Below are 18,013 nucleotides of genomic sequence, written 5' to 3' on the forward strand. Positions count from 1 at the left end.
AGTAATTACAAATTATTACGTTTTGTTGAGCAATCTAATTTTTTTAGTTGCTTGCAATCTGCGATTATATTTCAGTGCTTTACCGCTAATTACTAAAGTAAAAATATTATCAGACTAAATATAATTATTTTATAAATCAAAATGATTACTATTTACAAATCGTAATCATTACGATAATATAGAGAACGAAAAATTATAAAAGGAGATGTTAACACAAAATGAAATTAAAATACATATCAATTGGGTTTATTTTAGTGCTTTCTATTTTTCTATCAAGCTGTAACACCAAACAGACTTCGAATGAAAATGGAACTAAAACTACTCATCAAGAAGAAGCAGAAACATTAAAAATATACACGACGCTTTATCCATTGGAGGATTTTGCGAAAAAAATTGGCGGCGAGTATGTAACCGTTGAAAGTATAATGCCTACAGGAGCTGATGCTCATACTTTTGAACCAACAACAAAGCAAATGACAGCAATTGCTGAAGCAGATGCCTTTATTTATAACGGCTTGGGAATGGAACCTTTTGCTAAAGCAATGGCCGAAGCTCTTAGTAGCGAAAAAGTTAAAATGGTAGAGGCTACGCATGGTATTGAAACAATCGTTCATGATGAAGAACTGCATTCTGATGAAGCTCATGCTCATGAAGAAGAAAAACATTATGATGAGACTCATGCTCATGAAGAAGAGGCAGAAGCTGAAAGTGATTCACACGGACATGATCATGGTGACTTTGACCCTCATGTATGGCTAGATCCTTATCGTTCTATTTCTCTCGCTGAAAATATAAAAAATACTCTTGTTGAGTTAAAACCGGATGCAAAGGAAGAGTTTGACAAGAATTACGAATCATTGAAAGCCGAGCTTGAAAAGCTAGATGAAGAGTTTCATCAATTAGTGGATTCTAAGAAAAATCCAGAGATGATTGTTTCTCATGCTGCTTATGGATATTGGGAAGAGGTTTATGGGATTCATCAGATTCCAGTAGCAGGTCTCTCCCCTACGGATGAACCATCCCAAAGGGACCTTGAGGAAATTATTAAAGTTGCTAATGAAAAACAAATGAAATATATTCTCTTTGAACAAAATGAAACACCAAAAATAGCTGAGATTATTCGACAAGAAATTAATGCAGAACCTCTTTACTTACACAACTTAGAAACTTTAACAGAAGAAGATAGACAAAATGGAGATGATTATTTTAGTTTAATGAGAAAAAACCTAGAATCATTGGATAAAGCTTTAAAGTAAGTAATAAAGGGAAGTGATCTTACATTGCACTTCCCTTCTATTCTTTAATACTAATACTTCGATGAAAAGAACTTTACCTGAAATATGAGTGCGGTATAGAGTTTTTCAAATATAATCTATTTTATTCAATTCAATTTAACTTTTTAGACAGATAACCTTCATTCGATTCAGAATAATAATAACCATCCTGCTCTTCTATTTGCATTTGACATTAAAAAGAGATAAAATCACAAAATAAATCGTAATTATTACGTTTTATTTTTCATATGCTTTATAAAGAGAGGAGACGTAAATTTGCACACGCTTTTAGGGAGATAGCATTCAAAAAATAAACAATGGTGTCTTTTAAATCGTAATGATATCGTTTTATTAAGGAGGGAATGTACATATGGCGACATGGGATTTAAGCAGTACGATGCATCACATCCTCATATGTAACGGTAGTAGTTGTAATCGTGTTGGGGCAGAGGAACTTACTCAAGCCATTCGGAAAGAAATTTCAGATCGAGATTTAGACAATACCATCCATACCACTCGCACACGGTGTAATGGAAGATGTCATGATAAGTGTGTAGTCATTCATTATCCAAAAGGAACATGGTATAAGGATTTAAATTCTGAGGATGTCTCCCCTTTTATTGAATCAATTCTTATTAACGAAGAGTATTCAGAGAAATTAAGCCATACATTTCATGGAGAAGGTTTTCAACGTTCTCAAGGAGTCATCACTGGGATCCTTAAAGACAAAGAAAGGGTAAGCAAAGTATCAAAAAAACAAGGATAAGTGAACTTGTTTTTATTGGGAGGACTTAGATAAAGAGTCATCACATATTAGAAGTGTACTTGTGTAGAATGATTCACTGACAATGAAGGGAGCAATTGATTACCATGCTTGAAGACCTGTACCGACAAGTGATCATGGATCATTATAGACGAAGGAGAAATTTTGAAGAATTAACAGGAGAAAATGTACGAAAAGTACATTATAAAAACCCTACTTGCGGCGATGTCATGACTTTATTTTTAAATTTTGAACAAGATCGAATTAAAAAAGCAGCCTTCCTTGGTGAGGGCTGCAGCATAAGTATGGCATCAGCATCAATGATGACAGAACTTATACAAAACAAATCATTAAAAGAGGTTTCTTCCCTTCGTCGTGCATTTGAGAATTTAATTCGACATGGAAAGGTACCAGATAAGATAGATTTAGGCGATAGTTTATCGTTTCAAGGAGTCCATAAGTTAAAAGTACGACATAATTGTGCATTAATGGCTTGGCACGCCTTAGACAAGGCTTTAAAAAGTTAAAAACTAATTCTTTTAACCTGGGTGAATAAAGTTATAGAATGCACCTCCTAAAAGTAGAAATAGAAATAAAAAATGATGAAACCAATAATGGATCCATCCTCTCTACAGTGATAAATAACGGATATTTTTAAATATCCGTTATTTAGAATGTTTCTTCTTCATCATTTTACTTTTTTATAAATTCCTTCTTACCTTTTGAATAATCTATCCTTCATAAACAGTATTCGCTATCCAATCAAATACTCCCTTCATTGTAGGAAAAAAGGCCAGGCACCCTCCAGATATTTTTAAAAAAGGTGTCTGGCACCCAGCCACAATTGGAAGTAAAGTTACTCGAGAAAAAGACGACACTACGAGCAGAAAAGTTTTTTTCTGTGAAAAAGTCTGTTCACCAATAAGGGTTTTAAATTTGTTCTTGTATGTTTTTTGAATATAAATAAGCCATAACTATGCAAGTAATGAATAAATACTTGTATAGTTTCGGCTTATCAAAAATTGGGATATTGAACAAACACACCCGTTAATTCAACAAGATCCCTCTAGTTCATTTTCATTCTGCTATTGGAACATTAAAATAAATAACAAAAAATAAAATGATTGGAATGGAGATAAGTAAAGCTGCTGTGGGGTATTTATAATGCAGTCTTAGCATTGAGAACATTATCATATTGAATACAGTTGACCATCTCATTGTCCAACCATGATAATGGGACACTAAATCTAAATATCGCAAGTTTATGTATTCTATTATCGAAAATAAAGCCACCCAGAATAATATCCATATCACAATATTAATTGTCTTCTTTGGGAATCTCCCGAGATAAATTAAAACAGTGGCTGGATAACAAACAAACATAATTAATAACGAAATAACCGTATGATTTGGTAAGAGATTTAGACAAAATATGCTTTCCTTATACTTCCACATGATATAGTCATGGCACAGAAGGTTATAAAGTAAATCACCAAACCATAAGAACAAAATCGTGGAATGGTATTTGTTCCAATTTCTCCAGTCTCCCCATTTTATTCCCGCAATTAGAAACAAACCATTGAAAAGTAAATGCATTTTTTTAGCTCCGTATTCCCATCTTTTTGGAAAAAATCTCTAATTTCCCCATATAATATTTTTCCTGTTCTTTGCATATATATGTATTAGTAATAAAAAATAACTATTAGATTGTACAAATATTTTTATTAATGCTATTGATGTTCGATACAATCATCTTATATCTACAAGCACTTAAAAAAGACTTTCTTGGACCGTCTCGGTTCTTTGACTAAAGCCCCCTTTACTTTAAGTAAAATCATTCACGTACACTCTCCAATAATAGTAATATAGTCCACTTCTTCAGCAAAATAAAAAACTGCCCATTGGCAGCCTTATTAGATAGTCACCTCTCTCGGTCCACTACCTTTGGAGGTTGTTCTATCCATTCTCTTTCAATCATTAAATTCATACCATCTTCCACAAATGTGACTGTTTTGGTTATAAAATTTGCATACATTGCACTTATATCTCTACGCATGGTTGCTGATAACCCTGCACCATAACCAGTGATTCCTAAAGTAGACAGAATGCCAATTATATATAACATAAATTGATCAGAAAAAGGTGCAATAGTGGAATTGGTGATACTCTGATCCCATGACACTCCAATTGGTACATCACTTTCTTCCAATACATCATAAATTGAAGTTGAGATATGCTTACATAATTGCTTCCCTCTTAGGAAATAATCTTGTATTTCTTTATCTTGAGTTACTTGTGAAAAACCAGTACATATTACCTTTCCCATATCATTTTGGATTCCATTAATTGTTAAATGTGTGACTTCAATTCCTAACAATGGACGTCTTCTTCCGAACCAACCTGTGAGAATATTTTCTTTGTTAATAAAGTCAATTTCCGATGGATAATTCATAGAAGGCATTCTTATATAAATTCCTTTTTCCTGCATACAATTAACAACCCTATTGTATAAATGTGAAACGTCATCGATGAATTCCTTAAACATTTTCCTAATATCTTCTCTTGCAGAAATTGTAAAGTTCGCTGTATGTGAAGCAACTCCGAATCTACACATTTGTAAAACAGACTGTATGTAAAATACGTCCGAAAATAGTTTTGGTGCACTAGTGACAACATGTTTATCTACTTTATAACCATTTGGAATAACAATTTTTTCCTTTAAAAATAACTGTTCTACTTCATTTTTATGTTTTTGGGCAAAATGATTGCCCTCCTTAAGTATTTCAAGAATATCAGGGTCATTGCAAGTTTCTAGAAAGTGAGTCATGAAGCAAATTACCACACTTACATTCATATATGTTGACCATAACCCAGAGATTTCCGCACTAGTTAATTTAACTATCTCGACTTTTTCCACTCAATACATTCCCTCCCTTTTTTCTTAACTTCCCCTTATCAAGATGAATATATTCACAATCTACTCAGGCTTCAGTGATTGATATATGATCTTAGCTTTTGTTCCGTAATTTAATAAGACAATTTTGATATTCATTTTCATCTCCAAAATCTAATTATCTGTACCAAAACTAACAATGAGCGAATCCCTGCGAAAAGAATTACATACTCCATTTACTCATATCAATAGGTACAAAACCCATTATTTTTACAATCTTATCTAAGTATGTATATGCATTGAATTAGCAATAAATATAGGGTAACCCTTCTTAAACTTTCCCTGCCCTGATAGTTAAAGCACAACCTTTCACAATCTTTCTTGTAGAAAAAGAAAAAAGGCGACCTTCTTTTGAAGCATCGCACTCGTTACTATAAGCAAAAAAATTTTATATACCCGAATTGACCAAATGCGAAAAAGTGGATGGTGTCTGCACTTGATATTGCATAAGTACTTATCAAAAAAAGCTGAGTACACTCATGAGTGAATTCACAAGCATTCCCGGCTTTTTGATAAATATGTAAAACTTTAATGTAGATATTTGTATACAATTAAGGGGAGCTAATTCTTAAAGGTTCCCCCATTCTTTCCGAAAGTTGAATAACAAAATCCCTATCCTTTTGAACCCTATTAATTGATTAATTCTGTACCATATGAATTATCTATTGCACAAAGCCATTCACCTTGTAAATTCTTCTTAAACACATATGTTGCCCTTCTATCCATTGAAAATTCCGAATCCTCTTTAGCAGCATCAAGAAGAGTTTGAGATAAAACTAAAGCAGTGTCCCCTGCTTCTAAAATAATCATTTCTCCTTGTGTTGGTACTATACTGTTATTAAAATATTTTGCAATTGCAATAAATGCTTTTTTGATTTCCTCTTTGCCTTGTGCAATCATTCCAGGCTTTACTACTAAAATTGCATCATCTGTATAGTAATCCATCAATGTTTCAAAATCCTCTTGCTTTATTGCAAGATCACACTTTTTAATTAGCTCTTTTAAATCGTGTTCCATAAAAGACTCCTCCACCTAAATAGTATAATAGATAAATTTACATCATAACCATCTGTTAAACTACCGATTTATTCATTCTACTGGTTGTGCTAATCAGAATTAGGACTACACATTGAATTTTGTTTCGTATGCTTTTGCTTACACTCTGAAACACTTTAGACTTCTAAGGTGTTTTTTCTTCAAAACCGTTATCGAGATTTTGCACCGATTTATCATTCTCGATTTTCTTCATTTCTAAATCAAGTCTTTTTTGTTCTAATTCCATTTCTTTCATTTTTAATTCATGTTCCAATTCCATTGTTCTTCTTTGTAATTCATATTTCTTTTTATTTTCATGACCATAATAAAGAAGACTAAGCCCGATAATAAATGTAATGTAGAACCACCAATCCAAGATTTTTCACCTCGTTTTTCAAGTCTCTGATTTTCAACAATCTACAAGGTTGTCTATCATAGCCAATCCAAAATGGTTAATACCAATACCTGTATCTTAAACTTTAACATTAAACTAAGTAAATTTGGACTATATTTCCAATCATCTTATCATTCTGTATCCTCCGCTACTCGTGTTTTTTTCAACCAATGGTTTTAACTCATGATACCATTTGTCCTCTGCTCTCCTCGGTAACTGTAATATATGGTCAATAAATATGAACAATTTCTGAATATATTCTCGCTTTAGTTCTTTTTCCTTCATTTTATTCTCTAAAGCACTCACATCATTTTTTATTTAAATTAATATTCTAATTGGAAATATGATTTCGCTTACTCCGTAACTTCCTTTCATGTAAGTTACTAACCATTTTCTTCGGGTTACCGTTCATTTTCTACCACATACTTGAATTGTGAGACTTGTTTGAAATATCCACATATAATTTGATTAGAGTGATATTGAGAGGAGTGATTAATAAAATTTATTGGCAGGCATCAAGTGATTGATTGATTGATCGATTATACTTTTAGATGAAAAGAGGTGTCTGAAGATTGAAACTATTCCTAAATATAGATAATGCATTTCAAGAAACGAAGATTACCATTGAAGGTCCTGAGTTAGATGATCATATTCAGGAACTAATAGACTTCATTCACGGCAGGGAGCAACAATTCCTGATTGCCAAAAAAGGTGAAATGCAACATATTCTTAAGCCCGTAGATATTCACTATTTTCATACAGAAAAAGAACATGTTGTTGCCGTAACAGGGGCGGAATCGTTTATTTTAAAAGAAAAGTTATATGAGCTTGAGGCCCTGCTGCCTTCTACTAAATTTATCCGCATTTCAAAATCAGTTATTGCCAATTTACATGAATTGAGCCGTTTTGAAGCTTCATTTAATGGTACACTCTGCGTTTATTTTAAATCTGGTAAGAAAGAATATGTGTCTCGTACCTATGTCCCTGTGATTAAAAATGCTTTAAAACTTAATAGGAGGAAAACAGAATGAAGACATTAATACTTCGTAGTTTCATCGGTATGTTCTTTGGCGGCTTCATTACGGTGGTTTACAGCAATGTATTAATCCTTTTCGGAGGTTTCGAAATGTTAGATGGGAGCCTATTTGTTAAGAATTCCATAGGTTCCATTCTTTGTGGCTGGTTTTTTACGGTTAGCTCTATGTACTATGAAAACAGAAATTTAAAACTTTATCAACAGACCCTTTTCCATTTTTTTACCATCATGATCCTATACTTTATCGTGGCCATTACAATCGGATGGATTCCATTTACGATTAAAAGTATTTTGTTAACACTCTTAATCTCCATCTTCGTTTTTACAATCTTTTGGTTTGCCTTTTACCTTTACTTCAAGAATCAAGCCCGGAAATTAAATGATGATTTAAAGAAACTATAAGAAATGCCATAAGGACGTTTTTGTTTCTTAGTGAGATATCCTGTCCACAAGATCCTTCCCAATGGAGATTCTAATATTTTATACTAACAATCTTTTATCTTTTTTGAAACCAGGCAGCTAAGCTTCCTGTTCTCTTATTCCGCAAAACAATAAAACAAATAAGGATGTCATTGTCAAAAAGCAAAAAAGGCTGTCCATTCATTAGCAATCACTGACTTTTTGGACAGCTCCTTTCGTTTAGGCACCCGTTAACGGATATTTACTTTACATTAAAAACCTTTCTTCATAATTCCTCACAATTATGAAGAATTAATTGTTTCAATAATTTTTTGCGTAAATTTCTCAAGTTCCTCGTAGTTAGGGGAATGAGCAGATTGTTCAAAAAATACCCATTCTTTATTTGGCGACTGGAGTTTTTCAAAAAACTCCAGTGTGGGTTGGTGAGGGACCGTTAAATCATGTCGTCCCATGATCATTGTAACTGGAACATGGACCAACTGTACCTCATTGTTTAAATCAAATTCTCTGAGTTCAGTAATCATCGTTTTCATGCTAAATAATTGACCTTTCACTTGCCTTGCCAGGTCGAATAGCGTATATTCTTTACTTTTGATTAACTTTTTTACAAAGTCCTTTATCAACTTCCCATCATGGGAAATTCCTCCGCCCAATTCTTCTGTGTATTTTTGATGAATCCTGTCAGATTTTAAATGGTCCCAAGGAGGTTTTCCTATTTCCTTTAGCTTTTTAACTGCCTCTTCATGGTTTCGTTCGATTGCCCTCTCCACCAAGAGGTCGTATGATAAAGCTTCCGCTATACTCATACTTACCACCTGGGAAACACCAAAATAATGAATATAGTGCTCCGAATAGTTATGTATTGCTAACATACCGAGAAGGCTGCCCCATGAATGCCCAACCAAAATTATTTTTTCTTTTTGAAACTCTTCTTTTAAATATACGGTTACATCAATCAAGTCATGTAAGAATTGTTTGATATTCATGGTTTCTACCGGGACTTTTTTGGAATAGGATAAACCAGCACCCCTTTGATCCCAATTAACAACAATAAAATGTTTTTCTAAGTCTTGTTGATAGTCTCTATTAAAGCCAATTTGTGCGGCACCAGGACCTCCATGAACCAATAACAATAAAGGATTGTTTATATTTTCACCTCGAATCAACAGCCATTGCTCCACTCCACCAATTTTGATTTTTCTCAACTCAGATACAGGGTTTATACCTTCAATTTTAGGAGTTGTTCTTCTAAACAAATGGTTTTTCCCCCTTTCTTTTCTCAATTTTACTATCTATGAAAATCTAAATATATTTACAAATTTTGAGTCTTATAGCAAGTTCTTTTGGGATATTTAACGTTATTTTCTTTGATCTGTTACTTTTTGGCAGTAAGACTAATGCGTATATTACAAAATATCTAGTGCAAGAAAAATTCTTTCTAAAATAGTAGGTCATTCTTCATTAAAGTGTATATATTCTATGGAAATTAAAGGAATTCCTTCTTTCGTAAACCTGTCCGTTCATACAATAAGCACAGCTAAACCTTATGTAGGGTCATTCCCATCATTCACCTTCATGAAGATTTAATATTAAACAGGTTTGTGTTGACCATTTTGACAATTGGATAGAAGATTAACATAAAGGGGCCAAGTCCCCCCAAAAAATGGCTAGTACCTGGCCCTTTAATTACAATAGCATTTCAGCATGGTCTGTCGCAGATGCTGGAGTAATAGTGAGGAATGAAATTTCATTGCCCCATTCTCTTCCAAGTAAGAACCCTTGCATGATTATGAAACCCGCTCTCTCCTTTCCCCATTCAGCACCCGCCGCAGCTCATTCCCTTTCTCAAAGAAAGCCTGAATCAATCGCACAGTCCGGTAACAAGCCCGAACATTCAAACACTCATCTTCCGTATGCTCATTGTTATAACCAGCTGAAAGATTCACACTTTGAATTCCATGCTCTGCCCAAATCCTCGTATCACTACTGCCGCCAGCGGTACATTGCCAGCCAACCAGCCCTTGCGATTTTGCAACCTCTTCAATAAATCGGCCATATGGCTCCTCACAAAATGGAATGTAGCCGCCGCAGGATGTGGCGATATCCCCAGTACCGCGCCGTTCAACGACAATGGCTGCGTCCGTTCCCCATAGGAAGTATTCATCCACATTACGTGCACCGACAAGACCAATTTCTTCTTTTACGGTAAAAATGAATTTCACCTTGCCAGAAAAAGACGTTTGAGACAACGTTTCGGCTATATGAAGGATAGCTGCTACTCCCGCTCTGTCATCCGCACCAAGTATGCCCTTGCTGCTTGACCAGATGCCGTTATCTTTTATAATCGTCCGATTCGATACCATTTCTTTCACCGTATCCAGATGGGCATTCAACATAATCGTTGGACCATGCCCGGATCGGTAGTTTTTTTCTGCTAATAGATTTCTGTTACGGTCGACTGTGATATAGTCTACTATCGGTGTTAACTTTTCTTTTACAAACTCTCTGACTCTAGCTTCATTGCCGCTCGCCCCGGGAATGGACAGCAGCTGATCTAACAGATGATAAAATAATTGCTCTTTGATATATTCGTAACCTCGTGTTAGCCACGCTTCTTCAACCAGACTCATTTTTTCAGCCAAATCAAGAAGTTCAGTTTGCTTCATTTGGAACGGGTTTGAATAGCCTTGAGCGGTTTCGCGAATATGCACCCGCTTCATTCCAAAGGCTTTCAGCATTTGGACCAGCTGATTGATGTCCTTTTCATTTTTTACAATCATCACATAAGCCCTTCTTCTGCCATGACCGTCACAGGAGCCGTTTGTATAATAGCCTAGTCGGTTCAGCTGTCGGACCATTCCGCAGATATACGTATCCAGCTCTTTCACTATTGGCTCCTCCTGACCAGGTTCGAACCATAGGAAGCCGCCATGTCCTCTTTGTTTGAAATCAATGGTTTGCAGCCACTCGGCTTCGGAAATGGGGTCACGTTGCATGACCAATGTTTTCTCATCCCACTTATAGGGCACGTTTATCTGGTCTAAACTCTCTAGTAAAAATTGCATGTTTTCTCTGTTTCATGACGACAGTCGAAAACATTCTCTTCCGTTTTTTTGATTAACCAACAGCTTCGTACCAATAAATTGATTCCAGTTTTTCATTCATCATCATCCCTTTCTTCTTTCTGCATTCATTATTGCATAGGGATGATGACAGACCTGTCATCGCTAGAGCGTGAAGCTGTGGTCACTTCGATGAATGATGGTATATGGAATCGTTTGGTTGTAATAATACCCAGTTTGCCCTTGATAGCGTTTATTGGTAATGACCGGATGCGTTCCAGATAAACTCTCTATCTTCTTTTGTATTCGTCTGACATTTTGTATATAGGTATTCGTTGGGATTTCTCCCTTCCCTCGCTGGTTTTCTGAAAATATCCTCTCAAAATGATATTTTGTTGCCGGTGACTGTTCAGTTGTATGAAGGAAAAAGAAACGCAAGATTTCTGCATGATTGATGCTTAAACGGACATTTTTTCGATTGAAGTATAAGGAATGTTCCCCGTCTGAGAAATACAGAATGAAGGTATCTGGCAGCAGATTCTCCACAATGATGTTTTCACATTCTTCCTTCGAACACAGTCTTGATTCACCTGCCGAAACCACTGTAAATGCATGAGCATGGAGGAAGGCTTCGTTTTGACTGATTAGTTGAAACAGCGGTGACTGTTCATAGGAAGGAGCCTTCGCGCTCAATTCTTCAGACTCTATTTCCTTTAAGTAAGCATTAGCTGTATCTGCAATGTAAAGAGCACTGTTTGATTTGTAGAGTTGCGCGTTATACAACTGCTGCTGGTTTAACAGATATACCGTCTGACTGCATTTCTCTTGGTAGTCGATAGCAAGTTGAAAATGGGTAATGGCTTTGAGGTAATCCCTTTGTTTATAGCTTAGGAAGCCATGACGATAATATGCGAGCGGCAGCTCTTTTTGATACATTATTGCTTTTTTCAGTGTACTTGCAGCACTGTGATCATCCTTTTGATATTGAGTTTTTAAATAGGATCCGTAGCGCACTAGATAAGCCACTAACGTCTTTTTAATCTGGTCCAGGCTTGAGGTATACTCACTCTTTCGATCAGCGGAGATTTTCCTGAAGAGTTCTTCGTACAATCTGATCAATTCAACTAATGAATTATCTTTTTCATTTTCCTTTGCCTCGATCAGCTCCTCTTCGAGATCAAGGAGTTCTTCGATGGTTTTGTCTAGCAGCAGCATGTGATCCCTGCTTTCTTTTTTAACTACTACTATCATTAAACATTATAAATAACTATAACTGAAGGTCTAGATTGATTATTAAACTTTGTGATTAAATGCACTAAAAGTTATGATCCGGTTAGCGGAATAAGTGGATGTTAGTCCATCTCTCATTTTGCAAACCAATTTACTTCCAATTTGAGAATTTAAAAGACAAAAGAGCCATATAAAATGATGAGAGGGGGATAGTCATAAAATGAACAATTATTTTCGTGCGCGTGCGAGTATGGTGTACATGATGACCAATAATGAAAGAATGAACCATATCATTGCCTTTTACAGGGACATGAATGGAATGCTTACCTTTGTGGGTTCCTATCCCACTTATGGCAGAGGTACCGGTACAAAAGAAGTCTCGAGTGCAACAGCTAACGACGGTGTGGATCCACTTGCCTCACAAGGCTCCCTTACTTTGTCACGTAACGGACGCTTTCTGTTTACGGTGAACGCAGGAAGCAATAGCATCAGCAGTTTCATCATCAACAACAGCGGAGCACCTGTTCTCGTTGATGTGAAGCCATCAGGAGGAGCTCAGCCTAATAGCATTGGTGTGTTTGGTAACCTTCTCTATGTATCCAATGTAGGGAATGCCGCTAATCAATACTCCTCCAATATCACTGGTTTTCTCATTGATGCACACGGACGCCTCACACAAATTCCAGGATCTACCCATTCTCTTAGCACTAATAATGCTCAACCGGCGCAAGTTCTATTTACTCCAGATGGCAATAAAATCCTTGTCACCGAACTAACATCAAACCATCTTAGTGTATTCCAACTAAATAAAAATGGTACGGTTAGGGAACCGATTGTTAATGATTCTTACGGTCAAGGACCATTGGGCGCTTATTTTCTTTCCTCTGGAATCCTATTAGTTACAGAAGCTGTTTCAAACGCGGTGTCTTCCTATTCTTTGAGCAACGACGGTACGCTTCATGTGATAAGCGGTTCCATACCAAGCGGTTATGAAACTGCTTGTTGGGTTGTCACAACAAAGGATGAACGCTTTGCCTATACGACTAACACCTTGAGCGGCACCATCTCCACCTACCAAATTGATCCAAACGGAGAACTTTCGGTGGTAAGGCATATGACCAGTACACCGAAAGGTACAGCACCAGGTCTTCCAATGGATGTTGGAGTGAGTAAAGATGGACGGTATTTTTACACCCTTAACGGAAATCAAGGTACAGTATCAGTATTTAATATCCAGGATGACGGCAGGCTATTAAGATTGCAGGTTGCTGCCTGGACTAAAGTTCCTTACTCTGGGTCGCAAGGTTTAGCTGTACTTTGATTCTGTTATACAACATACTGTGTCGAATAGAAAAATACAGTAGTTGCTAAAAACAACCGCCAATATATTAGCGGTTGTTTTTATAACAGAGAAGGTGCCAGGTACGTCCAAAAAATGGATGGTACCTGGCACCTTGTTGCTTCCCGTTGCACTGTGATGCTTCCTGCTCCCTATTGATAAAGCTGACCGCTGTTTCCGGCTGTTGGGTTTTGGTAGTTGGCCATGTATTGTTGGATTTGCGGTTGGTTTTCTGGAACAACCTGATACATCGCTCCAATTTTTGCGATATCTGCTGGCTGGGCTTGTTCAACTGGGTAATAGCCTTTGGATGCCATGTACTGCCACGTATCATATGCGTGAGAGCAGCTCATCATAAAAGCGGTTTGGCAGAAGGAACGGATTTCTGGATTGACCATCTCCATCGCAGCCCAGGCATACTCGCGGCCAGCTCTTTTTAACGTTAATAGATAAGCTGTCGCCATTTCACGATCGGTCATATTTTCCACAATCGTTCTTGGCTGAACAGCTGGTGCAGGCGGTGCCATTTGTAAGGCTGCATCTGTAATCTGCCTGTCCTCCTTCAACAAAGGCAGCTCCTTTTTAGCCCCTTGCGTTTTATTTAAAAATTCCACCTTCATATTATAGTCTCTTACATGAAGCGGAAAGTGTCTTTCAAGAATCTTTTTAAAATCAGGATCTTGAACATGATGCAGCATATATCCCATGTTCGTAATTGAGTTTACACAGCTCATTGTTAATTCATTCAAATCAAATAATTCGTGTGCGGCAAATTGCATCTCAAACCCTCCAACGTGTGATTTTCAACAACATATCTTATGATAATGAAAATAGACCGAAAATATTCTGTAATAATGTGAAGATTGATTGAAGTAATGAATCGGCAATACTGGTTCACAGCAAAATTCCTATAAGAACTAAAAAAACTACTGGTTGAATTGTAAATTACTCCGTTTTTGACAACACCAACGTAATTCAAGATGAACACCGTTCAACTCCACATCATTTTTCAAAAATAAGAAAATTAAATATGCTTTTAAGTTGGGCTGATAGGCAAGTTACCAAAATGCTCTTTCGGCAATAAATTACTTGTATAAGCCGAAGGGAGTAAGAAAATGGGTAGACGAATTAAACATACTTCACGTGATGTGGAGGAGTTAGCGAGGCTTATGATGGCCGAGGCGGTCGGTGAAGGAGTCCAAGGAATGAATATGGTGGGATCGGTTGTGGCCAATCGGGTCGAAGCTGACTGTGCTCCCGACTTCAGAGGGTTGCGCAATATCAGACATGCGATCTATCAAACCATACCTGGAACTGGAATTCCCCACTTCGAGCCTGTCTTAAATGGAACATTGTATACACAACGTCCCAGAGAAGCTGACCTCCAGAGAGCTAGGAATCTGTTGCATGGTCATAGGGAACCTCGGGCCAGAATGAATCTGTGGTTTTTTAACCCCAGTCCAGGGAAAAAGTTTCGAGCTCCTTGTACGCCCACGATGCCAAGATCCCCTATGACGAAGTTCGATTTTGCGCATAAGAGTCATTGCTTTTATGTCGCTGTCCCTGGTTATTGCAAAGAGTTTTATAGATGAAATAAAAAGGAGCTAATCTTGTCATGACTTATGGATACTCTAATTATTATCCAATGAATTATTATTCTGGTGTTTATCAACCTTCCACGGTGCGAACCAGTGACCCACAACAATCTGGCGGCACCCCTGCCACTATGCAGCATTCTGGACCCGCGTTTTCCATTCCAGTGATGCCGCTGGGAACTGGACAGCAATTTCCGGGAGGCGCGGTGGAAGAATCATTTATCGAAAATATTCTACGTTTCAACAAAGGTAAGATCGGTACATTCTACTTTACTTACCAAGGAAATAACAAATGGAATGCAATGGTTTACCGCGGGCGTGTAGAAACGGCTGGGCGTGATCACATCATCATCAGCGACCCGTCCAGCGGAAAACGCTTCCTGCTGATGATGGCAAACCTTGACTGGGTAGAATTCGACGAACAAATTAACTATCCTTACAAGGAAATTAATCCAGAAGTCCAGGCGACCCTGACAACATCGGAGTGAGTTTGTAGATCACTAAAAATCCACCTACTTTCTTATTTGGTTTCTACAACAAAAACCGAAAAGCCTTTATTCCTTTTGAACTCAAGGAATAAAGGCTTTTTCAATTAATGTTCTGTGGAAACTTTACCACCAACATTGTTTGTTTTCTTGTTCATAAAGTGACGGATATTAGATAATACCCAACGATCTAGACCGATTTTCCCTGCATTTGTACCAGCCACAAGAAGAAATATGCCTAGTAATGCCATGAGTGCATTCGGATTGGCTACGCCTGAGAATAGAAAAGAAAAGTTCATGACCACTCCAAAGAATGCAGCAGCTGTTGTTAAGCAGCCTAGGATTAATCCAAGTCCGACTAAAAATTCACCCCATGGAACTAACACGTTAAATAGTTCGACATTTGGAATGGCCACTCCACCTAGGAAGGATGCCCACCAGCTTTCAACACCAGGATTCTTTACTACCCCTTGCAGGAAGCCTGAAGCATCAAATCCACCGCTGATTTTTTCCCATCCGTGAGTCAAAAATGTATATCCTAAGTACAATCTAAATATAGTAAGTATAATAGAAGAGATATGACTTTCTCTTAACCATTTTACCATAATTACCACTCCTTTTATGTTAAATACCTTACAAATAGATTGTACTATATTATCTCGAATTAAGGGCAAGATTGTTACTCTTTTCACATATTCGATATTTTTCTCTGACAATTTTATGAACTCTAGTTTTATCTATTGATTTTTACCTAATTTTCTCCTAAGGGTCTGAGGGACAGGCACCTCGATCCATTTTTGATAGTAATGGTGTTCAACACGGTCATTAAATAATAAGGTTTATGTCCAATTAATAACACGATTGATATATCATACAATGTTAGTATCATATTTTCAGAACTTTATGGTCTTTATACTGACAGGTTTTTGTTAAAAAATAACCCTAGAAAAAACTCGTAATTTAAGGGACAGAATAACATTTGCCCAGCATCCAATCCATATTCCCTTTAGGGTAATTGAACTGTTCGAGTTACGGAAAAGTACTTGTTTGTAAGGATAAAACGTACATTTTCTACTAAATATAGTAAATACGCGGAGCTTATGTTCTTCATAATGAAGGGTATTCGACTTCGTTTTTCGTTAGCTTATCACCCTTATTGGCTACCGGAGCAAGACCTTGTTTCCTTGTTCAGTAGCCTATCACACTTATCACAATTGATTTCGGTCATCATCAAATGATATCATGCAGTACCTGTCTATAATCGCTAACGAAGTAACTTTTTCAGCGGTCTCGAACTGTCCAGTTTACCCCACTCCCAGGAGGTTTTTAACGGTGATACTTAAAAATATTAATTTAGTAATAAGATTTCTAATAGAATTGTGCGCCCTAGCATCACTTGGATATTGGGGGTTTATTACTGGAAAAGGAATAGTAGCAAAGTTTTTTCTAGGTATTGGCGCACCTGTCATACTAGCAGTGATATGGGGAGCATTTGGTTCACCTAAAGCGGCAGTCAAATTATCCTTGCCATTCCATTTACTCCTCGAATTAATCATATTTGGCATACCTGCCCTTGCCCTATATGCAGCAGGGAAACCTCAGCTAGCATGGATTTATGGATTTTGTGTGGTATTGAATCGAACTTTCATGTTCATCTGGAAACAATAATAAGAGGGTTTGTTTATGCTTCGTGCAATCCGTTATCGTTATCACAAAGAAATTACCCGCAAAAGTATTAAGGTGCCAGGATCCCCTAGAAAATGGGGATACCTGGCACCTTGTCTCGTATTTTTTTCAAGTTGTCCCTAGTACCTACAGTTTATTAACATCATAAAATATTTAAAAAGCGGAGTTGATCTTCATGGTAAGATGGATTGACGTATCTACATCAAAACATCAATTAAAGCTTTTTGATGGAAACAGACTGATAAAAACTTATCCCATTGCAGTTGGAAAAATATTGTCACCCTCACCTTCTGGGACGTTTACAATTATCAACAAACAACGTAATCCAGGCGGACCATTTGGGGTGCTTTGGATGGGATTGTCAAAACCTCATTACGGGATACACGGAACAAATAATCCTGCTTCAATCGGGAAGAACGTCTCCCACGGATGTATTCGAATGTTTAATCATGATGTTTTAGAATTATCATCAAGAGTTCCAATTGGTACTAGGGTTGCTATTCATAAATGACCTTGCTCAATTTTATTCCTTTCCTGCATAGTGGTTCAAAGTCTTAAAGAAATTAAGGTGCCAGGTACTATCTAAAAATTGGATAGTGCCTAGTATAGTAAATAGGTCAGATATAAGAAAAAAGGCCACCGTTTTCATTGTAACATGGAAGTACCTATCACAGAACTTCCAATATTACTACCCCCACCCAAGGAGTTGAAAACGATGGCATATTCACTATTTAACCATAT

General features: G+C 36.8%; 19 protein-coding genes. 10 read left to right on the plus strand and 9 right to left on the minus strand.

What is annotated here, in order from left to right; translation table 11 throughout:
• Window positions 1-218 precede the first annotated feature (218 nt).
• The 3 genes from R4Z09_RS19560 to sufU all read left to right on the plus strand — a co-directional run bounded on the left by R4Z09_RS19560 (window position 219) and on the right by sufU (window position 2,564).
• Window positions 219-1,256, plus strand: coding sequence for a metal ABC transporter solute-binding protein, Zn/Mn family (locus tag R4Z09_RS19560; protein ID WP_338448415.1), 1,038 nt, complete (start codon window positions 219-221; stop codon window positions 1,254-1,256).
• A gap of 388 nt (window positions 1,257-1,644) precedes the next feature.
• A complete protein-coding gene (locus R4Z09_RS19565) occupies window positions 1,645-2,040 on the plus strand; it encodes a (2Fe-2S) ferredoxin domain-containing protein (RefSeq protein WP_338448416.1) in 396 nt (131 codons plus the stop codon).
• Window positions 2,041-2,144: 104 nt separating this feature from the next.
• A complete protein-coding gene (gene sufU / locus R4Z09_RS19570; RefSeq protein WP_338453308.1) occupies window positions 2,145-2,564 on the plus strand; it encodes a Fe-S cluster assembly sulfur transfer protein SufU in 420 nt (139 codons plus the stop codon).
• 550 nt (window positions 2,565-3,114) lie between these two features.
• Here sufU and R4Z09_RS19575 read toward each other — a convergent pair.
• The 4 genes from R4Z09_RS19575 to R4Z09_RS19590 all read right to left on the minus strand — a co-directional run bounded on the left by R4Z09_RS19575 (window position 3,115) and on the right by R4Z09_RS19590 (window position 6,401).
• A complete protein-coding gene (locus R4Z09_RS19575; RefSeq protein WP_338448417.1) occupies window positions 3,115-3,633 on the minus strand; it encodes a CBO0543 family protein in 519 nt (172 codons plus the stop codon).
• Between the two features lie 325 nt (window positions 3,634-3,958).
• A complete protein-coding gene (locus R4Z09_RS19580; protein ID WP_338448418.1) occupies window positions 3,959-4,954 on the minus strand; it encodes a DUF3231 family protein in 996 nt (331 codons plus the stop codon).
• Between the two features lie 666 nt (window positions 4,955-5,620).
• Window positions 5,621-6,007: a YybH family protein gene (locus R4Z09_RS19585; RefSeq protein ID WP_338448419.1), complete on the minus strand. Its 387-nt coding sequence runs from the start codon at window positions 6,005-6,007 to the stop codon at window positions 5,621-5,623.
• A gap of 163 nt (window positions 6,008-6,170) precedes the next feature.
• Window positions 6,171-6,401, minus strand: a complete 231-nt coding sequence (locus R4Z09_RS19590; RefSeq protein WP_338448420.1) for a hypothetical protein — start codon at window positions 6,399-6,401, stop codon at window positions 6,171-6,173.
• Window positions 6,402-6,991: 590 nt separating this feature from the next.
• On the opposite strand from R4Z09_RS19590, the gene R4Z09_RS19595 reads away from it, so the two are divergent.
• Both R4Z09_RS19595 and R4Z09_RS19600 read left to right on the plus strand, forming a co-directional pair.
• Entirely contained in the window at window positions 6,992-7,450 is a 459-nt protein-coding gene (locus R4Z09_RS19595; protein WP_338448421.1) for a LytTR family DNA-binding domain-containing protein, read from the plus strand.
• Window positions 7,447-7,857, plus strand: coding sequence for a DUF3021 domain-containing protein (locus R4Z09_RS19600; RefSeq protein ID WP_338448422.1), 411 nt, complete (start codon window positions 7,447-7,449; stop codon window positions 7,855-7,857). The genes R4Z09_RS19595 and R4Z09_RS19600 overlap by 4 nt, the downstream gene beginning before the upstream one ends.
• 299 nt (window positions 7,858-8,156) lie before the next feature.
• Here the strand turns inward: R4Z09_RS19600 and R4Z09_RS19605 are convergent, their stop codons facing one another.
• The 3 genes from R4Z09_RS19605 to R4Z09_RS19615 form a co-directional block, all read right to left on the minus strand.
• The gene (locus R4Z09_RS19605; RefSeq protein WP_338448423.1) at window positions 8,157-9,131 is read right to left on the minus strand and encodes an alpha/beta hydrolase; all 975 of its coding nucleotides are present in this window, start codon (window positions 9,129-9,131) and stop codon (window positions 8,157-8,159) included.
• Between the two features lie 531 nt (window positions 9,132-9,662).
• Window positions 9,663-10,871: a M20/M25/M40 family metallo-hydrolase gene (locus tag R4Z09_RS19610; RefSeq protein ID WP_338453309.1), complete on the minus strand. Its 1,209-nt coding sequence runs from the start codon at window positions 10,869-10,871 to the stop codon at window positions 9,663-9,665.
• A 231-nt stretch (window positions 10,872-11,102) separates the two neighbouring features.
• Window positions 11,103-12,152, minus strand: coding sequence for a hypothetical protein (locus R4Z09_RS19615; protein ID WP_338448424.1), 1,050 nt, complete (start codon window positions 12,150-12,152; stop codon window positions 11,103-11,105).
• Between the two features lie 235 nt (window positions 12,153-12,387).
• On the opposite strand from R4Z09_RS19615, the gene R4Z09_RS19620 reads away from it, so the two are divergent.
• Window positions 12,388-13,488 (plus strand): lactonase family protein, encoded by a 1,101-nt coding sequence (locus R4Z09_RS19620; RefSeq protein ID WP_338448425.1) that lies wholly within the window; start codon window positions 12,388-12,390, stop codon window positions 13,486-13,488.
• Window positions 13,489-13,658: 170 nt separating this feature from the next.
• Here the strand turns inward: R4Z09_RS19620 and R4Z09_RS19625 are convergent, their stop codons facing one another.
• Entirely contained in the window at window positions 13,659-14,285 is a 627-nt protein-coding gene (locus R4Z09_RS19625; RefSeq protein WP_338448426.1) for a spore coat protein, read from the minus strand.
• A 393-nt stretch (window positions 14,286-14,678) separates the two neighbouring features.
• On the opposite strand from R4Z09_RS19625, the gene R4Z09_RS19630 reads away from it, so the two are divergent.
• Together R4Z09_RS19630 and gerQ are read left to right on the plus strand one after the other, a co-directional pair.
• Window positions 14,679-15,098 carry a cell wall hydrolase gene (locus R4Z09_RS19630; protein ID WP_338453310.1) on the plus strand — a complete coding sequence of 140 codons (420 nt, stop codon included), beginning with the start codon at window positions 14,679-14,681 and terminating at the stop codon, window positions 15,096-15,098.
• A 23-nt stretch (window positions 15,099-15,121) separates the two neighbouring features.
• Window positions 15,122-15,589, plus strand: a complete 468-nt coding sequence (gene gerQ / locus R4Z09_RS19635; protein ID WP_338448427.1) for a spore coat protein GerQ — start codon at window positions 15,122-15,124, stop codon at window positions 15,587-15,589.
• A 104-nt stretch (window positions 15,590-15,693) separates the two neighbouring features.
• Here gerQ and R4Z09_RS19640 read toward each other — a convergent pair whose 3' ends face one another.
• Window positions 15,694-16,194 carry a DoxX family protein gene (locus R4Z09_RS19640; protein ID WP_338453311.1) on the minus strand — a complete coding sequence of 167 codons (501 nt, stop codon included), beginning with the start codon at window positions 16,192-16,194 and terminating at the stop codon, window positions 15,694-15,696.
• 724 nt (window positions 16,195-16,918) lie between these two features.
• On the opposite strand from R4Z09_RS19640, the gene R4Z09_RS19645 reads away from it, so the two are divergent.
• Together R4Z09_RS19645 and R4Z09_RS19650 are read left to right on the plus strand one after the other, a co-directional pair.
• Entirely contained in the window at window positions 16,919-17,254 is a 336-nt protein-coding gene (locus tag R4Z09_RS19645; RefSeq protein ID WP_338448428.1) for a YrdB family protein, read from the plus strand.
• Between the two features lie 193 nt (window positions 17,255-17,447).
• Window positions 17,448-17,783 (plus strand): L,D-transpeptidase, encoded by a 336-nt coding sequence (locus R4Z09_RS19650; protein ID WP_338448429.1) that lies wholly within the window; start codon window positions 17,448-17,450, stop codon window positions 17,781-17,783.
• Window positions 17,784-18,013: the final 230 nt, after the last annotated feature.

Origin of the sequence: Niallia oryzisoli, assembly GCF_036670025.1 — a bacterium.
GTDB classification, from domain to species: Bacteria; Bacillota; Bacilli; order Bacillales; family Cytobacillaceae; genus Bacillus_BD; species Bacillus_BD oryzisoli.